The sequence below is a fragment of the Stenotrophomonas maltophilia genome, assembly GCF_003970865.1.
GTDB classification, from domain to species: Bacteria; Pseudomonadota; Gammaproteobacteria; order Xanthomonadales; family Xanthomonadaceae; genus Stenotrophomonas; species Stenotrophomonas maltophilia_AR.
Genome location: NZ_RXLZ01000018.1, coordinates 34,878 through 56,408, shown reverse-complemented (window position 1 = coordinate 56,408; position 21,531 = coordinate 34,878). Strand labels below are relative to the sequence as shown.

Genomic DNA, 21,531 nt, shown 5'->3' with positions numbered 1-21,531 from the left:
ACAGGAGGCGCCATGCGCCGGGTCACATCTCTCTTCGCCATCGCGTTGGCCCTGGCCTCGCCGTGGGCGGTTGCCGCCGACTGGCAGCCGGTGGCCAGCATCCGCACCGCGGCGTTGTCGACGCTGCCGGCCGGCAGCGAGGGCGAGGCCCAGGTGGCCGATGCGCTGCGCCTGCCCAAGTGCGGGGGAGCACTGCAGGTGCAACCCACTGCCAACACCACGGTCGAAGTCAGCTGCCCCGATGCCGGTGGCTGGCGCCTGTTCGTGCCGGTAAAGGTGCGGCGCAACCAGACCGTGCTGGTGCTCAACCGCGGAATCGGCACTGGAGAAACCCTCACCGCCGCCGATATCACCACTGCCCAGCGTGACGCCGCCCGGATTGCCGGTGCAGTGCTGGCCGATCCCAATGCGGCGATCGGCCGCATCGCCCGCCGTCCGTTGCAGGCCGGAGCCCTGCTGTCGAACAACGATCTGGTGGTGCAGCGTCTCATCAAGCGAGGAGACAATGTAGCCCTGGTATCGCGTCGCGGCTCGGTCGAGGTCCGTATTGCAGGCCGTGCAATGGGCGATGCCGGTGAAAACGAACGGGTCTCGGTAGAGAACCTGTCCTCGCGGCGGATCGTGCAGGGCACGGTCGATGCCGCCGGTGACGTAATCGTGGCGCGTTGATTTACCGCAAAATATCCCTAAAGATCACGGCCCTGCGGCCGTTATCCCTTGTGAACGGCAACTCCAGGACACCCCATGAGCCAGAAAATCGACGGCAACCTGCAGGTCCCCCAGACACTGCGCAGCGTGACGACCCCGGCCAACAAGCCCGGCGTCAGCACCGATGCGGCGGCGCGCCCGGTCGAAGCGGCCGACAGCCTGCGCCTGACCGGCGAGGCCACCAATCTGCAGGCCATCGAGCGTGAGCTGACCACCGCCCCGGCGATCGACGCCCAGCGCGTGGCCGCGGTGCGCGAGTCACTGCAGAACGGCACCTACAAGATCAATCCGGACGCGATCGCATCGCGCATGCTCGAGCTGGACCAGCAGCTGCACGGATGACTGCGGCGATGAGCGAGCCGCTGCAGCGTCTTGCCCAGGCCCTGGACGTTGAACGCCAGGCCTTGGTCGAGCACGACGTGCACGCCCTGATCCGGGCCACCGGCGCCAAGCTTGAGGCGCTGCGTGCGCTGGAAGGCGCGCCGCCGGTGGGCGAGGGCGAGCAGCTGCAGGAACTGGCCGAGCGCAACCGCGCCAACGGCGTACTGCTGTCGCGCCGCCGCCGCGAGGTCAACTGGGCACTGCGCCAGCTCGGCCGCACCGAAGATGCCTCGGCCTACGATGCCAAGGGCCAGGCGCACACCGTCACTGCGCGCCGCCCACTCGCCGTCGCCTGACGCGACGGCGGTCGCACAACCCCATCAAGCGGGCTGAAGCCCGCTGCACGACCGCGTATATTGGGCGCCTGTTCGAACGCCTCGAGTCGCCGTGTCCGCAGCCAACGCCCTGGTTACCGCCCCCCTTCCGCCACAGCCGGTGCTGCAGGCCCTGCTTGAGCGCCTGCGCGAAGGGCTGCTGCTGTTCACCGACGACGGGCAGGTCGCCCTGGCCAACCCGGCTGCGCAGAACCTGCTGGCCAGTGGTGGGGGCGGCGATCTGCCACCGCCGCAGCGCCTGCGTGAACTGCTGCCGCCCGATGCGCTGGAGCAGGCGCGCCAGCATGGTCACTGGAACGGCAGCCTGCCGCTGGGCGAGGGCGTGGTCATCGCCCATCTGTATCACCACGGCCCGGTGGGCCAGGGGCACTTTCTGGCATTGTTCCGCCATATCGAAGGACAGGAAGACTACGAGCGCGAACTGCAGCAGCGCCATGCGGAGTTGCGGCAGGCGTACCTGCGCCTGAACGGTACCCAGGAAAAACTGCTGCAGTCGGAGAAGATGGCCTCGATCGGTCAGCTGGCTGCCGGCGTCGCGCATGAGATCAACAATCCGATCGGCTACGTGCACTCCAACCTGGGCAGCCTGCAGGAGTACCTGCGCAGCCTGTTCACTGTGATCGAAGCCTACGAGCGCGCATTGCGGGCGCCGGACCCGAAGGCGCTGATCCCGGAAATCGACGATATCCGTGACCGCCTGGACATCGACTTCATCAGCCGCGACCTGCCGCAGCTGATGGCCGAGTCGCGCGAAGGCATCGAGCGGGTGACGCGCATCGTGCGTGATCTGAAGGACTTCTCGTATTCCGGCCGCGACGAGTCGTGGAAGCTGGTCGACCTGCATGCAGGCCTGGAATCGACCATCAACATCATCTGGAACGAGCTGAAGTACAAGGTCACCCTGGTGCGGGAGTTCGGCCAGTTGCCGTTGGTCGAATGCCTGCCGTCGGAATTGAACCAGGTCTACATGAACCTGCTGCTCAACGCCGGCCATGCCATCGCCGAGCGCGGCACGATCACGGTGCGCACCGGCGTTGATGGCGATCACGTGTGGGTTGAGTTTGAAGACACCGGCGGTGGCATCTCGCCGGAACTGCGCCAGCGCATCTTCGATCCGTTCTTCACCACCAAGCCGGTGGGCAGCGGCACCGGCCTGGGCCTGTCGATCTCCTACAGCATCATCAACAAGCACCACGGCCGCATCGACCTGGACAGCATTCCGGGCGTTGGCTCGCGCTTCCGCGTGGTGCTGCCGGTGAAGCAGCCGCGCTGACCGCTTCTGGTAGTGCCGGCCGCTGGCCGGCAACCTCATTGAAGCCGATATCCAGAGCAGCCGGCCAGCGGCCGGCTCTACCAGAGGGGATCATCACCGCAAAGGGCGATCCTCACCGCCATCTCCGCTTTCCACCGGCGCCGGACCGGCGTTGCTGCGGCGCTGCTCCTCATAGGTGCGGAACGCCTGGTGGATGTGCTTGCGCAGCTCATCGTCGTTCCACGGCTTGGTCAGGAAGCGATAGATCGCGCCGCGGTTGATCGCGTCGGTCACGGTGTTCAGATCGGTGTAACCGGACAGCACCAGCCGGATCGTGTCCGGGTACAGCATCTTCACCCGGCCCAGGAACTCGGTGCCGCTCATGTCGCTCATGCGCTGGTCGGACAGGATCACCTGCACGTCGTTGATCGCCAGCAGATCGAACGCATCGCGCACGTTGCCGGCCGCCAGGATGCGGTAGCCGTCGCGGCGGAACAGGCGCACCAGCGAGCGCAGCACGTTCTCCTCGTCGTCCAGCAACAGCAGCGTGCGGTCTGGACGGGTCTCGGCAAAGGCTTCCGGGCGCAGGTAGCGGCGGCGCAGGGTCATGCCGGCGGCATCGGCCGACATCGGTTCGCCGAACAGGTAGCCCTGGAATACATCGCAATCGTTGCGACGCAGGAAGCCCAGCTGCGCCTGCGATTCCACGCCGTTGGCGATCACCGTCATGCCCAGCTGGTGGCCCATGGCGATGATCGCGCGGGCGATGGCCGCCTCACGGTTGCCGGCCGGCGCGCTCTTGATGAAGCTGCGGTCGATCTTCAGCTTGTCCACCGGGTAGCGCACCAGTGCACTCAGGCTGGAGTCGCCGGTGCCGAAATTGTCCAGGCTCAGGCTGATGCCTTCGTTGCGCAGGTTGGCCAGCGTCTCGTGCACGAAGTTGACGTTGTTGGTCAGCGCGCTTTCGTTGATCTCCAACGTCAGCATCTGCGCCGGTACGCCCGCAGCCTGGATCAGGCCCATGACTTCAGCGAAGAAGTTCGGTCGCAGCAGCTGCAGGGTGGAAACGTTCACGGCGATGGTGAAGTCGTCGAAGCCCTGGTCGCGCCACAGGCGGGCCTGCTTCAGTGCGCCTTCCAGCACCCAGGTGCCGATCTGCACGATGATGCCCAGCCGCTCGGCGGTGCGCATGAAGCGTTCCGGCACCAGCATGCCCAGCGTCGGCGACTGCCAGCGCAGCAGCGCTTCCATGCCGACCACGTGGCCGTCGCGGGCGCTGACCAGTGGCTGGTAGCGCAGTTTCAGTTCGCCGTTGGGAATGGCGTCCACGATCTGGCGGGCGATGATGCTTTCGCTGTGCGCGCTCGGCGGCGTGTCCACGGCGTGGATGCGCACCGCGTTGCCGCCTTCGCGGGCCGCCTGGTACAGCGCATCCTCGGCATGATCGAGCAGGCGCGAGGTGCTGCTGGCATGGTCCGGGCACAGGCTCACGCCCAGCTTGCCGGTCATGAACAACGTGTACGGCAGCACCGACAGCGGAAGTTCCATCTGCTGCCGGATCTCCTCGGCAAAGTCCTCCGGCAGCGGCACGTCGGCCGTGCGTGGCACCGCGATCAGGAATTCATCGCTGCCGTGGCGCCACAACTTGCCGCGACCACGCAGGTAGGACTGCAGCCGCTGCGCCACCAGTACCAGGGCCTGGTCACCCACCTCGGCGCTCATGTTTTCGTTGACCGAGGCGAAGTGGTCGATGTCGACATGCATCAGCATCAGTGCAGTGCCGCCCGAGGCCGCCTCGGCGACCATCGCCTGCAGCTCGGGGTTGCCGGCGCCAAGGCGATCTGGCGCATCATCGATGCTGACCGGGGGCTGGTTGGGATTCCACATAGGCTCAGTAGTCCGGTGACTCAACGGCGGCCATGCTGGCCGCCTGGTAGGGGAGGTGAACGTCGATCAGGGTGCCTTCGCCGTGCGCGGATTCGATCCGCACATGGCCACCAACGCTCTGCGCACGCTCACGCATCACGATCAGGCCCAGCCCGCGCGGACCGTCAGGGTCGAAACCCTCGCCGTCGTCGCGGATCTGCAGGTGCAGGCCGCGCTGGCCGACATCGCGCAGCTGCAATTGCACCTGGCTGGCGCGGGCATGGCGCAGCACGTTGGTCAGGCTTTCCTGGGCGATACGGAAGCAGGCCTGTTCGATGCTGTTGTCGGGACGGTGCGGCAGGGGCTCGATCTCGGCCAGCAGTTCCACCGGTGACGAGCGGAACAGCACCCGTGCCTGCCAGCTCAGGGCTGCTTCCAGGCCCAGCGCGTCGAGCTGCGGCGGGCGCAGCAGAGTAGAGATGTCGCGCAGCTTGGCCACCGTGGTATCGGCCAGGCTGACGATCTGCGCCAGGTCCTCGCCGCGGCGCTGCGGATCGTCCTCGTCCTGCGCGGCATAGGCGGACAGCTTGATCGCCGTGATCGCCTGGCCGATATCGTCGTGCAGGTCGCGCGAGATCGCGCGGCGTTCGTCCTCCTGCAGCGAGAACAGGCGGCCGGCCATCGCCTGTAGTTCACGGTTGCTGGTTTCCAGTGCACTGCGGGTGCGCTCGGAATCGCTCAGGTCGCGCACGATCAGCAGCTTGCAGTCGCGTCCGCCATAACGCACTTCGCCCACCGCCAGGCCAGCATGGAAGCTGCGGCCGTCAGCGCGCTGCATTGCCACCACGCTGCTGTGACCCGGCCCCAGATGGGGCTGGCCTGCACGCAGCTGGCTGCGCACGCGGGCCAGATCGGCGCTGTCCACCAGGGCCGACAGCGGCTCGCCCAGCAGGGTGTGGCTGCCATAACCGAACAGGCTGGCGGCCCAGGCGTTGGCGTACAGCACGTGTTCGTCGGAGAGGATCACCACGCCATCGGGCAGTACCCGTACCAGCTCGCGGAACTGCTCCTCGCGCTCGCGCAGCAGGCGCCGCGACTGCTCGCGCTCGGTCACGTCCTGCAGGGTACCCAGCACGCGGTTGCGGCCGGCCTCGTCGATGCCGCTGGCAGCACGCAGATGCACCATCAAGGCGCGGCCATCCATCGACAACAGCGGCAGCAGCACGTCCACGTGCACGGGATCACCGGAGCAGAGCTCGGCCAGCAGCTGTTCGGTCTGGGTGGCGGTGGCCGGGTCGGCCGGCACCAGCAGTTCGTCGAAGCGATGCCAACGCCGGGCCTCGGGCGGGCGGCGACCGAGCAGTCGATAGACCTGGTTCGAGTAGCGGCCGAGCCCGGTGGACGGGTCCAGCTCCCAGGCGCCGATGCGGGCCAGCTCGTGAGCTTCTTCCACCCGGGCCAGCGCCTGGTCGCGGCGCAGCTGGGCCAGGTCTTCGGCGGTGCGGTCGATGGCAATCAACAAGCGGGCGTTGTGGCCGTCATAGCTGATGGCGTTGGAGCGCAGCTCCATCTGCCGCAGTGAGCCATCACGCAGCTGCAGCTGGGTACGCAGGATGCACAGTTCCTCCGGTGCCTCGCGGATCGCCTCCAGCTTGGTCTGCAGCGCCAGGTCCTGGCCTGGCGGCCACAGCAAGTCGATGGTCTTCTCCAGCAGTTCGTCACGGTCCCAGCCGAAGGCCGTACAGGCCGCCGGATTGGCATCGAGGATCGCCAGCGTATCGAGGTCATAGACCAGGATCGGGCCGGGGTTGCCTTCGAACATCTGCCGCAGGCGCAGCTCCGAGGCCTGCTGGCGCGCATGGGTGTGCAGCACGTGCTCGGCCAGCGGGCGCAGCAGCAGATACAGCAGGCCGGCACTGGCGAGGGCGAAGAACGAGCCCTTCAGGCCCTGCCACAGGGCCGCCTGCTGCGGGTCGGGCACCAGTGCCTGCACCGCGCTGTCGGTGGAGATCATCCAGGCCAGCGCCATCGCCAGGTAGCTCAGCACCACCCGGCGCCGGTCGCGGCTCAGCGCCTGCGCCATCCGCGGGTCGGGAACTGGGGCGTTGCCGGTCGGTTCTGCGGGCATGGACAGGGCGGAAGAAAGGGGCGCCGGCCATCTTACCGCGCAGGTGCGCCCAGACCACTCAATTATCCGCCGCAGGCGCCGTTAACCACTGCGTGCCCCGCTGACGGGCGTGTCATCCGGAGCAAGATCGCGTGGACCAAGGGATCATCGCCAGCCTGCTGCAGCACCCGCTTGCGTCGGCGCTGGTCATCGTCGACCGCACGGGCCGCCCGCTGGCGGCCAATCCGGCTGCGCGCGAGCATGGCCTGCCGGCCACCGTGGCTGCGTATGCGCCGATGCTGGAGGATCTGCGCCTTATGGCCGCCGATGGCGGCATCGTAGCCTGCACGCTGCCGGGTGGCCCGCACGGGCACTACGACGGACACCTGCGTGCCGTGCACGATGGCGCCGGCAATCTGCTGGCCTTCACGCTGAGCATTCCCGAGCCGGTGCCGCTCGGCGGCGGTGGGCGCTGGGAGCTGGCGCTGGACAGTGCCGGCCACAGCCTCTGGGACTGGGACATTCCCAGCGACCGTGTGGTGCGCACCCCGGCACTGGGCGATGAAACCGCCACAGAAATTCTGGCCCGCGTGCACAGCGAGGACATCGCCCAGGTGCGGGTCGCACTGGACGAACATCTGCGTGGCTTGAGCGAGCAGTACAGCGCACAGTTCCGTTTCCGCCAGGCCGATGGCCAGTGGCGTTGGGTACTGGATCGCGGGCGCGTGGTCGCGCGCACCGCCGATGGCCAGCCGCTGCGCATGGTCGGCACGCATACCGATATCGAACAGCAGAAGCAGCTGGAAGGGCTGCTTCAGGAACAGCAGCTGCACCTGAGCGAGGCCCAGCGCATCGCCAGCATGGGCAGCTGGTCGTTCGACCCCAATAGCGGTCATTTCTGGTGGTCGCCGGAGCTGCGCTCGATGCTGGCGCTGGAGCAGGGCAGTGCACCCGGCCAGCGACGCTGGCTGAAGCAGCTGCATCCGCGCTCGCGTGGTGCGTTGCGTGCAGCGTGGCGGCGCCTTTGGCGCGATGGCCGGGCCGCCAACATCGAACTGGAGCTGACCCGGGGCAACGAACCGTCGCAGCATCTGCGGCTATGGATGCAGCCGCTGCTGGACATGGATGGCCAGCCCAAGCGCCTGCTCGGCCAGGTGCAGAACATCACCGAGCAGCACCAGACCGATGCGCTGATCCGCTGGCGCACCGAACTGCTCAACCGTGTTTCCGCGCTGGGCCGCATCGGCGGCTGCGAGATCGAGGTGCAGACCCGGCACATGCAGTGGACCGAGGAGTGCTACCGCATCCACGGCCTGCGCAAGGAGCCGATCACCCTCGACCAGGCGCTGGCGCTGTACACCGAGGATTCGCGGAATGCCTTCGACGCCGCGCTGGTCCGGATTGCCGGCGGCGGGCTGCCCGAACAGCTGGACCTGTGCTTCTACCGCCAGTCAGGCCTGCGCGTGTGGGTGCAGGTGCTGATCGAGCTGGATCGACGTGACGGCCTGCCGCCGCGCTTCGTGGTGCTGTTCCGTGACATCACCCGCGAGCGCGAGGCCAACGAGCGCATCGAGCTGCTGGCCCACTACGATCTGCTCACCGGTCTGCCCAACCGCGTGCTGCTCGGCGAACAGACGGCAGAGGCCATCGAGGAGGCGCGCGATCGCGGCACATCGCTGGCGATGCTGTTCATCGATCTGGACGGCTTCAAGACCATCAATGACAGCTTCGGCCATGCCACCGGTGATGCGCTGCTGAAGGCCGCGGCCACGCGGTTGCACCAGAACCTGCGCAACAACGATCTGTTTGGCCGCTTCAGTGGCGACGAGTTCATCGTGGTGCTGCGCGACCTGGCCGAGCCGGAAGACGCCGGCCACGTCGCGCGCAAGCTGATCGCCTCGCTGGCCGAGCCGCTGCGCCGGGGTGAGACCACGCTGAAGGTCGGTGCCAGCGTCGGCATCGCCATGCTCGGTGAGGCTCAGACCGATTTTGATTCGCTGCTGCGCGCGGCCGATGCCGCGATGTATGCGGCCAAGGAAGCGGGGCGCAACACCTACCAGTACTACAGCCAGGACGCGCTGGCCCGTATCCAGCGCAAGCTGGAGCTTGAACATGCCCTGCACGGGGCGATCGAACGCGAAGAATTCAGTCTGGCCTATCAGCCGTTGCTGGACGCGCATCATGGCGAGCCACCGGCGATCGAGGCATTGCTGCGCTGGCACCGGCCCGGGATTGGCTACTGCAGCCCGGCCGAGTTCATTCCGATTGCCGAAAAGTGCGGCGAGATCGTGCGCATCGGCGACTGGGTGCTGAACGAAGCCTGCCGCCAGGCTATTGCCTGGGACCGTGCTGGACTGCGTTTCGACCGCATCGCGGTCAATGTGTCGGCAGTGCAGCTGCGCGACCGCGGGTTCGCCGAACGCGTGATCGAGATCTGCCATGCCCACGGCTGGCCGCCGCAGCGGTTGGAGCTGGAGCTGACCGAGTCTGCGCTGATCCGTGACACCGACATCCTGCGCCATTGTTTCGACGTGCTGGAACGGCACGGCGTACCGCTCGCGGTGGATGACTTCGGTACCGGCTTCTCCAACCTCAATTATCTCAACCGCTTCCCGGTGGGCCGCCTGAAGATCGACCGCAGTTTCGTGCAGGGCATGCTGCATGATTCGGGCACGGCCGAAGTGACCCAGGCCATCGTGCACCTGGGCCACGCGCTGGGCATGAAGGTGGTGGCCGAGGGCGTGGAAACGCACCAGGAAGAAGATATGCTGCGCCGCCAGGGCTGCGACGAAATCCAGGGCTACCTGTACTCGCGCCCGCTCAGCCCGCGTGATCTCGCACAGTGGCTGCGGCAGCAGCACCCGACGCCGATGCGCACCGACGCCAGCGGCGAAGCAGTGCTGGTGCGCTGACAGCCCGACGCTGGTGGGTGCCTGCGCTCGCGACCATCCACGCATGGCATGGATCTACTGACGGCGCCGACTCTGGTGGGTGCCGACCGTTGGTCGGCACGGATGCCCGTGCCTCTCGATCATCCACGCATGGCGTGGATCTACCTCGAGAACTCCACCTTCAACTGCATGCGCAGCGTTTCTACGATGGCAGCGTAGCGCCGCTTCTGGATCAGATAGCTGGCCAGGAACAGCGGCAGCACCAGCAGCATGGGCGCCACCATCGGACGAATCGCCACCAGCAGCAACAGCAGCAGCAGCGACAATATCGCCACGAACCAGCTGCACAGGCCGATCACCCGCACCTCGTGCCGTCGCGCGTTGAGTACGATGCGACCGCACATCAATGATTTCGCCACCCCGGTAGATCCACGCCATGCGTGGATGTTGCGGCGAGGGCCAGGCGTCACGCCGGCGGATGAAAGCCATCCACGCATTGCGTGGATCTACCGGTTCATCAACGCAATGCCTGCAATGGAATAGCTGGCGATCAGCAGCCCGAACACGTACTCCGCCACGATGATCAGCCAAAAGGTCATCGGCTCGACGTCCCGCCACGCATCAATGGTGCCGGCGCGGTGGTGGCTTAGATGGACATGCCCGGTGTTGATCGCAGTTGCCGCCATCCAGGCACATAGAAAGGCCATCAGCATGAAGAGCAGGCTGCCGAACAGGAATGCGACAGGTCGATGCCGGGGCGGCCGCAAGGTGGCGTAGGCGGGGCGCCAGGTGAAGGTGACGGCAATGAGCACCATCGCGGCAAATCCCAGCCAGGTCATGAACGTGGTACTCATGCGACGACACTCCGTGTCCAGCCGTAGGTGGCATGGCCGGATCATGCCATGGGTTTGGAGCGGGTGGCGGTGACAGCCATCCACGCATGGCGTGGATCTACCTCAGCGCTTCGCCATCCAGCCCCAGGTCCCACGCCAGCCCCAGCACTTCCTCGTCCGCGCGGGACGGCGCCGGGCGCGCATCCGCCAGCTGCTGCAGTTCGCGGATCTCTTCGCGGGCGACGTCTTCCAGCTGTTGCAACTGCTCACGCACGCTCGCGTAGCGCGGGCGCTCGGTGTCGGTGAGGGAGGGCAGGGCGCGGATCAGGGTCATGGTGCGCGTACAGGATGCATCCAACGGCGGGTCACAGGCAAAGGCCCCGGACGAACCGGGGCCTTGCGGGCTGCCGTCGACGGCAGCGGACATCAGGATCAGAACAACTCGACCGTGCCAGCGCCCATGCTCTGCTGGGCAACCGGCTTGTGCGGCGGGCGCTCCCATTCGCTGCGCAGCTCGCGCAGGCGGCTGCCGGTGCGCTGCAGGGCGGTGGCGATCTCTTCGTCGAACACGCCGCCATTGCGGTGCAGCAGTTCCTGCAGGGCAACCGCTTCACGATTGATCGCGGTCAGGCGGTCCAGGTGGGTGTGCACGCCGCCCAGGGCCTGGGTCGCGATGTCTTCGAACTGCAGGGCGCGCACGGCTTCGGCCACGCTGCCGTCGATCGAACGGGCGCAGTCGGAGACTTCGCGCATGCCGTCGCCCAGCGAGGCATTGATCTGGGCGACGTTGTCGAGCATCGCCGCCGCTTCCTGGCGGGCTTCGCGGGAGCGGTCCATGTCACGCGAGGCCATGTGCGAGACCGTCTCGCGCACCTTGGCGATGGCGTCCTTGGAGCTGTGCGCCAGCTTGCGGATCTGCTCGTTGAAGGTGGTCGAACGCTCGGACAGGTTGCGCACTTCGTCGGCGACCACCGCGAAGCCGCGACCGGCTTCACCGGCGCGCGCCGCTTCAATGGCAGCGTTCAGGGCCAGCAGGTTGGTCTGGTCGGCGATCGACTTGACGTCTTCCAGCAGCGCGAAGATGCCATCCAGGTGCTGCGCCATCTGGTCGATGTGCTGCACGGTGGTGCTGCTCTGGCCGCTCACCTGTTCCAGTGCTTCCACCAGCTGTTCCATGCGGTGGCTGGCGTGCTGGGCGAAACGTGCAACGTCGAGACCGGCATTGCCTTCATCACCGGCGCGATCGACGATGCGCGACAGGGCCTGGCTCTGCTGGCGCGACTTGCGGTTCATGGCATCGAAGCTACCGCCCAGGCTGGAGACCGCCTGGCGGATCAGGTCACGGGCGCGTTCCACTTCGCCACGCGAACCGTCGATTTCGTTGCCGACGAAGTTGCGCAGTTCGGTCAGCAGCTGGTCCTGCTCACGCAGGACACGGGCATGTTCCGGGGAACGGTGCGCCTGGGCGCGGGTGGTCCACCACGCAAAGCCAAGCCAGCTCAGCGTCATCGTGGTCAGGATCGCCCAGCGCAGGGCGGCCGGCCATTCGAAACCGATGGCGAAGGGGAGCAGCAGGGTCAGAGCCAGGGGGGCGGCCAGACGGATGAAAATGCGTGAGTACATGGACGTTCTCGGGAGGTGCACGGAGGATGTATCGGCCGTACCCCCTTTCTCTTTAACGCCGATATGCCTCGAAGTGCATTCTGAATGCGCCGGTTTTCCGGCGCGGCCGGCGATTCGGGGACGGAGCCCTTTCCATGCTGGAAAGGGTTCCGATCCCACGCCCTCAGGCCAGCTGCCGGTCCACGGCCTCGATCATCGCCTTGCGGCCAAACAGGAAGTCCCAGTAGCTGCCGCCCAGCTGGCGCCACAGCACCGCCGAGCGCACCGCGGCCAGCAGCAGGGCGCGGATCTCGGCGACCACGCCGGCCTGGCCCAGGTAATGCGGGTTGCCCTGCACCATGACCCGCGGCTTCAGGTGGCTGATGGTGTCGGCGTAAAGGCCTCCCAGGTTGGCCAGCACGTCCGGATGGCCGCTGTCGCCCAGTTCGACGGCCTGGCGCTGGGCGCGCTCGATGCCGGAGGCGACCTTGTTCACGGTGGCGCCATCCTGAACGAAGCGGCGCTCCAGCTGCAGCACCGACAGGGCCAGCTTGGGCAGGATCGGGTCCTGGCCCTGGCTGCGGAAGTAGTTGTGCAGCAGGCGCAGCCCGGCCTTCAGTGCATGGCGGTCACCGAACACCTCCTGCGGCGAGGACGCATCGACGCGGAACACGCTGTCCACGGCGGTGCGCACGGCGGCGGCGTCGGAATGGCCGGTATCGGCGATGCGGCGTACCTGCTGCAGGGCCTGGGCAATGCCGGCCAGGGCCAGGACGCGGTCGTCGACAGTGAAACTCATGCAGCGATTACCTCAAAAGGGGAAGGGGTGGTGCGCAGGCGCTGTTCCAGCGGCGCATCGGTGGCGGCGATCACCGCGCCACCCAGGCACACGTCACCGTCATACAGCACCAGTGATTGACCGGGGGTAACGGCGCGCTGCGCGCGCGCGAAGGTGACCAGCACGCTGCCATCGTCCAGCACCTCGACCGTACACGGCTCGTCGGGTTGGCGGTAGCGGGTCTGGGCGGTGCATTCAAAGCGCCGTGCCGGCGGCGAACCGGCGATCCAGTGCGCGGTTTCCGAACGCAGGCGCTCGGACAGCATCCACGGGCTGTCGCGGTCCTGGTCCACGTACAGCACGTTGTTGGCCACATCCTTGCCGACCACGTACCACGGCGCGGCCGGACGTCCACGCACGCCGCCGATGTTCAGGCCCTCGCGCTGGCCCAGGGTGAAATAGAACACGCCCGGATGTTCGGCGATCACGCTGCCGTCGGCCGGGTCCAGGATCTGGCCGGGCTTGGCCGGCAGGTAGCGGCCGAGGAACTCGCGGAAGTCACGCTCGCCGATGAAGCAGATGCCGGTGGAATCCTTCTTGGCATGGGTCGGCAGGCTGACGTCACGCGCGATCCGGCGCAGGTCGGTCTTTTCCAGGTCGCCGATCGGGAACAGGGTCGCCGCCAGCTGCGCCTGGCCCAGCTGGTGCAGGAAGTAGCTCTGGTCCTTGGACCGGTCGGCACCACGCAGCAGCAGCCACTGGTGGCCACGCTGGGTCACCCGTGCATAGTGGCCGGTGGCGATGCGCTCGGCGCCCAGCTCGCGGGCGGCATCCAGGAAGTGTTTGAACTTCACTTCGCGATTGCACAGCACGTCCGGGTTCGGGGTGCGCCCGGCCGCGTACTCGGCCAGGAAGTGCTCGAACACGCCCTGCCAGTACTCGCTGGAGAAGTCCCGGAAGTGGAACGGGATGCCGAGCAGGCCGCAGACGGCCACCGCATCGCGGCGGTCGTCCTCGGCGCGGCAGTCGCCACTGCCGTCGTCGGCCCAGTTCTGCATGAACAGGCCGGCTACGGCCTCGCCCTGCTGCACCAGGCGCCAGGCGGCCACCGAAGAATCGACGCCACCGGAGACGCCCACCATCACACGCGGAGTGCTCATGCGACCTCCCGGACCAGGGAAAGCGGATGGCGCTGGCCACCCAGGTAATCGGCCACCACCTGCCAGACCAGCGGGCTGCGCTGGCGCTCGTCGGCGGCCTGCAGTTCGGCCGGGGTCAGCCACAGCGCGCGGTCGATGCCGGTGTCCAGCGGCTGCGCCGGGTCATGCGAGACCGGGCGCGCCGCATAGCAGAAGCGCAGGAAAGCGGTGCCGTCACCGGCGGTCCACTGGTAGCAGCCGATGAAGTGGGTCAGCTGCACGGTCCAGCCGGTTTCCTCGCGGGTCTCGCGCAGTGCCGCCTCGGCCAGGCTTTCGCCCGGCTCGAGGTGGCCGGCCGGCTGGTTCAGCACCTGGCGGCCGTCGATGGTCTCTTCAACCAGCAACACGCGGCCGCCGTCGATCACCACGGTGGCGACGGTGGCGTGCGGTGCCCAGCGCGGGTCCGGCGTAGCGTTCAACTCAGAACTCGTCCTTCTTGGTCAGTTCCAGCTCCATGGCGTCGGCGGTGCGGATGGCCGCATCGATGGCGTCGCTGAGCTGGTCGGCAGTGGCATCGGCGTCGATCTTGACCACGAACATGGCGGTGGTGTCCTGCTTCACCCAGCCGCCCATCTTGGCGTCCTGCGAATCTTCCAGCAGGCGGTTGGCCACGGCCACCGGGAACTGCTTGGTCTTGGCGTTGTAGGCCGGCGACCAGATCTCGCGGATGTTGTGGGTGCCGAAATCTTCCACCGACGAGCGCACGTAGACCATCTGGGTGCGGTCACCCTCGACGTCGAACACCATGCGGTAGTCGCCGTCCTCGTCGACCTCGTAGGTGTAGCCCAGCTTGTCCAGGTGGCGGGCCACGGCCTTGTCGCCCTCCGGCGCAGCGGCGGCGGAGCCAGCGGCGGCCAAGGCGATCAGCAGGGCGGGGAGAAGGGTCCTTTTCATGAAGATCCTGTGAAACAGTGTTGAGAGAGGATGCAATTGTGACGGTGGGCGTGCGTGCCGTCCAATCTGCGGCGGGCCGACGCAGGCTTGCCCGTGCCTCTATAATGGGTAGATGCCCCATGAGTCTTCCCCCGATTCCCATCACGAGCACGGCGTTGCCGTGGAGCCCGCGCGCCCGGAAGTGGCGCCGCCGCCGTTCTACCAGGTGATGCTGCTCAATGACGACTACACCCCGATGGATTTCGTGGTGGACGTGCTGCAGCAGTTCTTCACCATGGACCTGGACAAGGCCACGCAGGTGATGCTGCACGTCCATACCCGCGGCCGCGGTGTGTGCGGGGTGTTCACCCGCGAAGTGGCCGAGACCAAGGTTGCCCAGGTCAACGAGTATTCGCGGATGAACCAGCACCCGCTGCTGTGCACGATGGAAAAGGCCTGACCGGCCTTTTGTAGAGTCGAGTCGTGCTCGACTGCTGTTCACCCGGGCGTATTGCCCCGGGGTGGGCGTGCCCACCCTGGTGGGCACCTACCAAGGCAGAAGCCCGTATCGACCGTGGATGGAGCGCGCCTCCCAAGGTGGGCACCCGCCAAGCGCGAATCTCAGCTCTCCGCCAGCGCCTCCAGCGCCATCCGCGCCACCGCCTCGTCGACCTCGGCGGGGTCGCCGTCATCCCGGAACCACACCGCCGACAGGCCCGCGCTGGCTGCGATCCAGTGAAGCAGTCGCGCGCGTTCCAGCCCGGCCAGCGCACTGACCTGTTGCAGCCGGGCGGCAAACCGCTCGGGCCGCGTGGCAACGTGGATGCCCGGGCCACAGAGGTCCGGGTTGCTGAACATCGTCGTGTAATCGAAGGCGCGATCGCCCAGCAACCGCTTGGGGTCGATCGCCAACCAGCCGCGCGCGCCGAAATCCAGCACGTTGTCGTGGTGCAGGTCGCCGTGCAGCGGCCGGATTTCCTGTTCCTCTTCCAGCAAGGCCACCGCCAGTGATCTGCACTGTTCCAGCAGTGGCGGCAGCGCAGCCCTTGGCTGCAGCAGGTCGGCGAACCATCTACGGAGGCAGACCAGTTCCGCTGGCGGCGCGCTCCGTGGCCGGTGCAGCTGCTGCAGGACCTGGCACAGGATCGTGGTGCAGGCGTCATCGTCGCCCTCGATCGAACGTTGCCGCAGCGAGTCGCCGCCGGCACGCTCGATCAGGATCGCCGGCCCCTCGTGGGCCAGCAGGCGGGCAGCGCCATCGCCCTCCCACCAGCGCAGCAGGCGATGGCTGTTCTGCTCTTCGGTTTCGCTGCTGATCTTCAGCATGGCCGGTTCGCCGGCGGCGGTCAGCACCGGCCAGAGCTGGGCATGGGGCGTTTCGATGGCCGCGCCATCACGCCGCAATCGCCAGCGGCTCAGGTAGGGTTCGCTCATGCTGGGTGGGCTGTCCTGGAGTGAATGAAGATCAAGCGATTCGCACTGATAACGCCATCTGAACGCAGCAATCCGCTAGGGTGATGGAAATCGCGTAGTCAGGCCGCATATTGTCCCCATCTGCCGCCGGAGTAATCCATGTTCAGCAAAGACCTCGAACACACCATCGGCCAGTGCTACAAGCGCGCCCGTGAGGCCCGGCATGAGTTCATGACGGTCGAACACCTGCTGTTGGCACTGCTCGACAACCCGTCCGCCCAGGCTGTACTGAAGGCCTGTGGCGCCGACGCCGAACGCCTGCGCCAGGAGCTGGAGCAGGCCATCGAGGCCTCCGTGTCCCGCCTGGCCGAAGATGACGGCCGCGATACCCAGCCGACCCTGGGCTTCCAGCGCGTGCTGCAGCGGGCCGTGTACCACGTGCAGTCCTCGGGCAAGAAGGAGGTCACCGGCGCCAATGTGCTGGTCGCCATCTTCGGCGAAAAGGACTCCCACGCCGTCTATTACCTCAACCAGCAGGACGTCACCCGGCTGGACGTGGTCAATTACCTGTCCCATGGCATCGCCAAGCTGGGCGAGGAAGGCGAGCAGCCATCCTCCTCCTCCTCCGAGGGCGAAGGCCGCATCGAAGGCGGGGAGGGTGAGCCGAAGGGTGATGCCCTGACCGAGTTCGCCAGCAACCTCAACGAACAGGCCCGGGCCGGTCGCATCGACCCGCTGGTCGGTCGTGCCGACGAGATCGAGCGCACCATCCAGGTCCTGTGCCGCCGCCGCAAGAACAACCCGCTGTACGTGGGCGAGGCCGGCGTGGGCAAGACCGCCATCGCCGAGGGCCTGGCCCGCCGTATCGTCGAGGGTTCGGTGCCTGAGGTGCTGGCCGACGCGGTGATCTATTCGCTCGACCTGGGCGCGCTGGTGGCCGGAACCAAGTACCGCGGTGACTTCGAGAAGCGCCTGAAGAGTGTGCTGACTGCGCTGAAGAAGGTGCCCAACGCGGTGCTGTTCATCGACGAGATCCACACCATCATCGGTGCCGGCTCGGCGTCGGGCGGCACCATGGATGCGTCCAACCTGATCAAGCCGGCGCTGGCGTCCGGCGAGCTGCGCTGCATCGGCTCGACCACCTTCCAGGAATACCGTGGCATCTTCGAGAAGGACCGGGCGCTGGCCCGCCGCTTCCAGAAGATCGACATCGTCGAGCCGACCGTCGGCGAGACCTACGAGATCCTGCAGGGCCTGAAGTCCAAGTACGAGCTGCACCACGGCGTCACCTATTCCGACGAGGCGCTGCAGGCCGCAGTGGACCTGTCGGTGAAGCACATCGGCGACCGCCTGCTGCCGGACAAGGCCATCGACGTGATCGACGAGGCTGGCGCCCGCCAGCGCCTGCTGCCGGAAGGCCAGCGCAAGGAGCTGATCGACGTCGAGGAAGTGGAGGCGATCGTCGCCAAGATGGCGCGCATTCCCACCAAGCAGGTCAGCGCCACCGACAAGGATGTGCTGCAGCACCTGGAGCGCAACCTGAAGATGGTGATCTTTGGCCAGGACCCGGCCATCGAGACGCTGTCCTCGGCGATCAAGCTGGCCCGTTCGGGCCTGGGCAACCCGGAAAAGCCGATCGGCAACTTCCTGTTCGCCGGTCCGACCGGCGTCGGCAAGACCGAGGTGACCAAGCAGCTGGCGCTGCAGCTGGGCATCGAGCTGGTCCGCTTCGATATGTCCGAGTACATGGAGCCGCATTCGATCAGCCGCTTGATCGGTGCCCCTCCGGGCTACGTCGGCTTCGACCAGGGCGGCCTGTTGACCGAGAAGATCGTCAAGACGCCGCACTGCGTGCTGCTGCTGGATGAGATCGAGAAGGCGCACCCGGACATCTTCAACATCCTGTTGCAGGTAATGGACCGCGGCGTGCTGACCGATACCAACGGTCGTGAAGCCAACTTCAAGAACGTGGTGCTGGTGATGACCACCAATGCCGGCGCGGCGCAGGCCTCGCGGCGTTCGATCGGCTTCACCAAGCAGGACCATGCCACCGACGCGATGGAGACCATCCGTCGCAGCTTCACCCCGGAATTCCGCAACCGCCTCGACGCGGTGGTGCAGTTCCAGGCGCTGGGCTTCGAGCACATCCTGCGCGTGGTCGACAAGTTCCTGATCGAGCTGGAGATGCTGCTGCAGGACAAGCACGTCAGCCTGTCGGCCACTCCGACCGCGCGCGACTGGCTGGCCCACCACGGCTTCGACCCGCTGATGGGCGCCCGCCCGATGGCCCGCGTGATCCAGGACAAGATCAAGCGTCCGCTGGCCGACGAGCTGCTGTTCGGCAAGCTGGTCAACGGAGGTAAGGTCAGCATCGATGTCCGCGACGACGAGCTGGTGGTCGAGACCCAGGCCGAGCCGGAGCGGCTGCTGCCGGTCACGGTGGAATGAGCTGACGCCACAGGCTTGGCGTGAGAGACTGGGAATGACAAGGGTGGCTTCGGCTGCCCTTGTCTTTTTTTCAAGTGGGCCTGTCGTCTGCGGCCTTGCTTGAACGGAATGGAGGTGCCAATGCTGTCTTCTGGGCGCGATGGGGTGCTGCCCTGTTTGTATCGCGTAACGATACAGGATACAGTGATGATCATCGGTTTTCGTCACAAGGGCCTTGAGCGGTTCTACCGTTCCGGCAGCAGTAGTGGAATCCGCCACAGTCATGCCAGCAAGGTGTTGATGATCCTGACGATCCTGGATGTGGCTTCGGGTCCTGAGGATCTGGCCATGCCTGGACTGCGCCTGCATAAGCTCCGGGGCGGCCTGAAAGGGCATTGGTCTGTATGGGTCAACGGAAACTGGCGGATTACCTTCCGTTTCACCGGCAGCGACGTGGAGCTGCTGGATTACCTGGACTATCACTGAGGCCGCGCATGATTCATCACCATCCGCATCCGGGGCAGACGATCAAGGCAATGGTCTTTGATCCAATGGAACTGTCTGTGACCGAGGCGGCCGAGCGCCTGGCAATGTCACGGGTGGCCCTTTCGCGGGTTCTGAACGGCAAGGCGGGCATCAGTCCCGACCTGGCTATCCGCCTGGAGATGGCGGGAGTGAGTACCGCGGTTTTCTGGATGGGGCTGCAATCCAGCTACGATCTCTGGTTGGCGCGGCAGCGCGCGCAACCGAGAGTGTTGTCGCTGGTTGCCGCGACGCGTTGACGTATCTCGCGACAAGGGCGGCTTCGGCCGCCCTTGCCATCCATGGGGTCAGCGGCTGCGGCGGCGTGCTTCACGCTTGAACCGCTCGGCATCGATCGGCTCGATGCGCGCAACCTCACAGCTGCCGCGACCGGTGTCCAGAGCGCTTCGGCCCTCGCTGCACAGCTTGTCAGCCTCCTTGCCGTCGGTCTTGAAGTCGAGGCGGGTGGCCAGCACGGCAGAAGGGCAGCTGTTGCGGAAATGCACGACATAGTGGTCTTCGCCGGAGCGAAGCAGGATGTTCTTGTCGGCGCCTGCACGAACGATCTGCTGTTCGCCGGTCAGTGGTACGCACTGCGCCGGCGGGGTGTCGGCGGCATGGGCGGCCGGCGCCACCAGGGTGATGGCAGACAAAGCCAGGGGGATGAGCAGGGAAGACAGATTCATGGCGGGGCAGGGGGCGGCGATCCGGACTGGATCGGATCCCAAGATGCCGCCGCTGCTGCAAATGCGAATCTGCCGCAAGCAGGGCTGACCGACGTCACGGTGAGATCGGTCACGATGACCTTTGGCGCGTCAGGCTGCGATTGAGCGGAATCCCTGCTGGCGCCCCTGGTCGCCGCCATCCTCGATGACGAATGCGACTGCCTCATGTGGAATATGCAGGCGCTGCTTCAGAGTGCCTCCCGCATGTGCGATCTCGCGCTGCACGGCCAGGTACAGCGGGTGCGATGCGTCCATGCTGGTGCAGACCAGGCAGGGCTGGCCGAACCAGGTGCCATCCGGACCCTTGCTGGCGTAGCAGCGGCTGGTGACGGACTGGGGGTCCAGGACGATCAGGTAGGTCATGCGCGCAACGCCTTCTGTGAAGAACGCCTTGAGTCTGGAGTCCCGGCGCGATGCTGGATTTCAGACAAGGACGAAAAAATCGAACCACCTCGGTGCCGGGTACTTTCTTCCGCGCACGACAAAGGGCCAGCAGCGAGGCCGGCCCTGTCGGAGTGGCGCAATGCGCCGACCGCTTACTTCATGCGGTAGGTGATACGACCCTTGGTCAGGTCGTACGGGGTCATTTCAACCTTGACCCGGTCACCGGTGAGGATGCGGATGTAGTTCTTACGCATGCGGCCGGAGATGTGGGCGATGATTTCGTGCCCATTTTCCAGACGAACGCGGAAAGTGGTGTTCGGCAGCGTCTCGCTGACGGTGCCCTCGAACTCGATGGAATCGTCTTTCGACATGTAGTCCTGTGCGGTTCAGAAAACGGCCACGCTGGGCCTAAGGCGCGGTATTTTACGCGTGATGGGCCCGGCTTGCAAAGTTTGCGTTAACCCCCGGCCAAACGCTGTGCTGGCAAGCGTCCAACCGCCTGGGTCCAGGGGCCTTCACGGCCGTCACGGTGTACGGCCAGGCGGACGTGCTCCAGAAAGTCCGCGCGCGGCAGGTGTCCGGCGCCCATCCGCAGCAGGTGCGGATTCTCCACCTGGGCGTCGATCAGTTCCCAGCCCCAACCACGCAGGGTGGATGCCAGGGCGGCCAGGGCGATCTTGGAGCCGCCGCTGGCGCCACTGAACATGCTCTCGCCGAAGAACATGGCGCCGATCGCGACGCCGTAGATGCCGCCGACCAGCGTCTGCCGATCCCAGACCTCGAAGGAATGGGCGAAGCCGAGATCGTGCAGCTGGCTGTAAGCCTCGACCATCGCCGGGCTGATCCACGTACCGTCCTGGCCCGGCCGCGGTGCTGCAGCGCAGGCGCGCATCACACGGCTGAAGGCGGTGTCGGCGGTGATCTCCCACGTGCTGCTGCGCAACTGGCGGCGGAAGCGGCTGGACAGATGCACGCCCCCGGTGCGGAACACCATGCGCGGGTCTGGCGACCACCACAGGATTGGCTCGCCCTCGCTGAACCACGGGAAGATGCCGCCGGCATAGGCGTTGAGCAGTCGCACCGGATGCAGGTCGCCGCCCACCGCGAGCAGGCCGTCGGGCTGGCGCAGTGCGGTCTCGGCCGGAGGGAAGGGAGCGTCCGGCGCATCGGCCAGGCGCCAGGGCAGCTGGCGGGTCATGTCCTCATTGTATTCGTCGTGGCGATCGCTGATGTCT

At 66.5% G+C, this 21,531-nt stretch carries 24 protein-coding genes; 9 read left to right on the top strand and 15 right to left on the bottom strand.

All coding sequences use genetic code 11. The features are described 5' to 3' along the window. The first annotated feature begins 12 nt into the window (after positions 1-12). From flgA to EKL94_RS08125, 4 genes are all read left to right on the top strand, one after another. On the top strand, positions 13-669 hold the full coding sequence (flgA, locus tag EKL94_RS08140; protein ID WP_126928703.1) for a flagellar basal body P-ring formation chaperone FlgA: 657 nt from the start codon (positions 13-15) through the stop codon (positions 667-669). 75 nt (positions 670-744) lie between these two features. Next, entirely contained in the window at positions 745-1,050 is a 306-nt protein-coding gene (gene flgM, locus EKL94_RS08135) for a flagellar biosynthesis anti-sigma factor FlgM (RefSeq protein WP_126928702.1), read from the top strand. Continuing rightward, the gene (locus tag EKL94_RS08130; RefSeq protein WP_010485882.1) at positions 1,047-1,385 is read left to right on the top strand and encodes a flagella protein; all 339 of its coding nucleotides are present in this window, start codon (positions 1,047-1,049) and stop codon (positions 1,383-1,385) included. Before flgM ends, EKL94_RS08130 begins: the two co-directional genes overlap by 4 nt. A 109-nt stretch (positions 1,386-1,494) precedes the next feature. Further along, a complete protein-coding gene (locus tag EKL94_RS08125) occupies positions 1,495-2,697 on the top strand; it encodes an ATP-binding protein (RefSeq protein WP_440087553.1) in 1,203 nt (400 codons plus the stop codon). Between the two features lie 93 nt (positions 2,698-2,790). On the opposite strand, the gene EKL94_RS08120 is transcribed toward EKL94_RS08125, so the two are convergent. Together EKL94_RS08120 and EKL94_RS08115 are read right to left on the bottom strand one after the other, a co-directional pair. Beyond that, positions 2,791-4,563 (bottom strand): EAL domain-containing protein, encoded by a 1,773-nt coding sequence (locus EKL94_RS08120; protein WP_032127372.1) that lies wholly within the window; start codon positions 4,561-4,563, stop codon positions 2,791-2,793. Positions 4,564-4,567: 4 nt separating this feature from the next. Further along, positions 4,568-6,670 (bottom strand): sensor histidine kinase, encoded by a 2,103-nt coding sequence (locus tag EKL94_RS08115; RefSeq protein WP_126928700.1) that lies wholly within the window; start codon positions 6,668-6,670, stop codon positions 4,568-4,570. A gap of 131 nt (positions 6,671-6,801) precedes the next feature. Here EKL94_RS08115 and EKL94_RS08110 point away from each other — a divergent pair, with 131 nt between their 5' ends. Beyond that, entirely contained in the window at positions 6,802-9,561 is a 2,760-nt protein-coding gene (locus EKL94_RS08110) for a bifunctional diguanylate cyclase/phosphodiesterase (RefSeq protein WP_126928699.1), read from the top strand. 140 nt (positions 9,562-9,701) lie between these two features. Here EKL94_RS08110 and EKL94_RS08105 read toward each other — a convergent pair whose 3' ends face one another. The 8 genes from EKL94_RS08105 to EKL94_RS08070 all read right to left on the bottom strand — a co-directional run bounded on the left by EKL94_RS08105 (position 9,702) and on the right by EKL94_RS08070 (position 14,846). Continuing rightward, positions 9,702-9,944 carry a hypothetical protein gene (locus EKL94_RS08105; protein ID WP_260473406.1) on the bottom strand — a complete coding sequence of 81 codons (243 nt, stop codon included), beginning with the start codon at positions 9,942-9,944 and terminating at the stop codon, positions 9,702-9,704. A gap of 102 nt (positions 9,945-10,046) precedes the next feature. Then, positions 10,047-10,394 (bottom strand): hypothetical protein, encoded by a 348-nt coding sequence (locus tag EKL94_RS08100; protein ID WP_126928698.1) that lies wholly within the window; start codon positions 10,392-10,394, stop codon positions 10,047-10,049. Between the two features lie 97 nt (positions 10,395-10,491). Then, the gene (locus tag EKL94_RS08095) at positions 10,492-10,707 is read right to left on the bottom strand and encodes a hypothetical protein (protein WP_126928697.1); all 216 of its coding nucleotides are present in this window, start codon (positions 10,705-10,707) and stop codon (positions 10,492-10,494) included. Between the two features lie 98 nt (positions 10,708-10,805). After that, positions 10,806-11,996, bottom strand: a complete 1,191-nt coding sequence (locus EKL94_RS08090) for a methyl-accepting chemotaxis protein (RefSeq protein ID WP_032127364.1) — start codon at positions 11,994-11,996, stop codon at positions 10,806-10,808. A 163-nt stretch (positions 11,997-12,159) separates the two neighbouring features. Next, entirely contained in the window at positions 12,160-12,774 is a 615-nt protein-coding gene (gene hflD, locus EKL94_RS08085; protein ID WP_087922503.1) for a high frequency lysogenization protein HflD, read from the bottom strand. Continuing rightward, entirely contained in the window at positions 12,771-13,913 is a 1,143-nt protein-coding gene (gene mnmA / locus EKL94_RS08080) for a tRNA 2-thiouridine(34) synthase MnmA (protein WP_126928696.1), read from the bottom strand. The genes hflD and mnmA overlap by 4 nt, the downstream gene beginning before the upstream one ends. Further along, positions 13,910-14,371: an NUDIX hydrolase gene (locus tag EKL94_RS08075; protein ID WP_126928695.1), complete on the bottom strand. Its 462-nt coding sequence runs from the start codon at positions 14,369-14,371 to the stop codon at positions 13,910-13,912. Before EKL94_RS08075 ends, mnmA begins: the two co-directional genes overlap by 4 nt. 1 nt (position 14,372) lies before the next feature. After that, entirely contained in the window at positions 14,373-14,846 is a 474-nt protein-coding gene (locus EKL94_RS08070) for a hypothetical protein (protein ID WP_126928694.1), read from the bottom strand. A gap of 112 nt (positions 14,847-14,958) precedes the next feature. Here EKL94_RS08070 and clpS point away from each other — a divergent pair, with 112 nt between their 5' ends. Further along, positions 14,959-15,285, top strand: a complete 327-nt coding sequence (gene clpS / locus EKL94_RS08065; RefSeq protein ID WP_126928693.1) for an ATP-dependent Clp protease adapter ClpS — start codon at positions 14,959-14,961, stop codon at positions 15,283-15,285. 161 nt (positions 15,286-15,446) lie between these two features. Here the strand turns inward: clpS and EKL94_RS08060 are convergent, their stop codons facing one another. Continuing rightward, positions 15,447-16,259 (bottom strand): APH(6) family putative aminoglycoside O-phosphotransferase, encoded by an 813-nt coding sequence (locus EKL94_RS08060; RefSeq protein ID WP_126928692.1) that lies wholly within the window; start codon positions 16,257-16,259, stop codon positions 15,447-15,449. A gap of 138 nt (positions 16,260-16,397) precedes the next feature. On the opposite strand from EKL94_RS08060, the gene clpA reads away from it, so the two are divergent. The 3 genes from clpA to EKL94_RS08045 all read left to right on the top strand — a co-directional run bounded on the left by clpA (position 16,398) and on the right by EKL94_RS08045 (position 19,447). After that, a complete protein-coding gene (clpA, locus tag EKL94_RS08055) occupies positions 16,398-18,686 on the top strand; it encodes an ATP-dependent Clp protease ATP-binding subunit ClpA (RefSeq protein WP_126928691.1) in 2,289 nt (762 codons plus the stop codon). 186 nt (positions 18,687-18,872) lie between these two features. Next, positions 18,873-19,151 carry a type II toxin-antitoxin system RelE/ParE family toxin gene (locus EKL94_RS08050; RefSeq protein WP_019659639.1) on the top strand — a complete coding sequence of 93 codons (279 nt, stop codon included), beginning with the start codon at positions 18,873-18,875 and terminating at the stop codon, positions 19,149-19,151. 8 nt (positions 19,152-19,159) lie between these two features. Next, positions 19,160-19,447: a HigA family addiction module antitoxin gene (locus tag EKL94_RS08045; RefSeq protein ID WP_126928690.1), complete on the top strand. Its 288-nt coding sequence runs from the start codon at positions 19,160-19,162 to the stop codon at positions 19,445-19,447. 48 nt (positions 19,448-19,495) lie between these two features. Here the strand turns inward: EKL94_RS08045 and EKL94_RS08040 are convergent, their stop codons facing one another. The 4 genes from EKL94_RS08040 to aat all read right to left on the bottom strand — a co-directional run bounded on the left by EKL94_RS08040 (position 19,496) and on the right by aat (position 21,494). Further along, positions 19,496-19,873 (bottom strand): hypothetical protein, encoded by a 378-nt coding sequence (locus EKL94_RS08040; RefSeq protein ID WP_126928689.1) that lies wholly within the window; start codon positions 19,871-19,873, stop codon positions 19,496-19,498. A gap of 129 nt (positions 19,874-20,002) precedes the next feature. Then, entirely contained in the window at positions 20,003-20,275 is a 273-nt protein-coding gene (locus EKL94_RS08035; protein ID WP_032127354.1) for a hypothetical protein, read from the bottom strand. Between the two features lie 173 nt (positions 20,276-20,448). Then, positions 20,449-20,667, bottom strand: a complete 219-nt coding sequence (infA, locus tag EKL94_RS08030) for a translation initiation factor IF-1 (protein ID WP_005409596.1) — start codon at positions 20,665-20,667, stop codon at positions 20,449-20,451. An 86-nt stretch (positions 20,668-20,753) separates the two neighbouring features. Then, positions 20,754-21,494: a leucyl/phenylalanyl-tRNA--protein transferase gene (gene aat / locus EKL94_RS08025; protein ID WP_126928688.1), complete on the bottom strand. Its 741-nt coding sequence runs from the start codon at positions 21,492-21,494 to the stop codon at positions 20,754-20,756. Between the last annotated feature and the right edge of the window lie 37 nt (positions 21,495-21,531).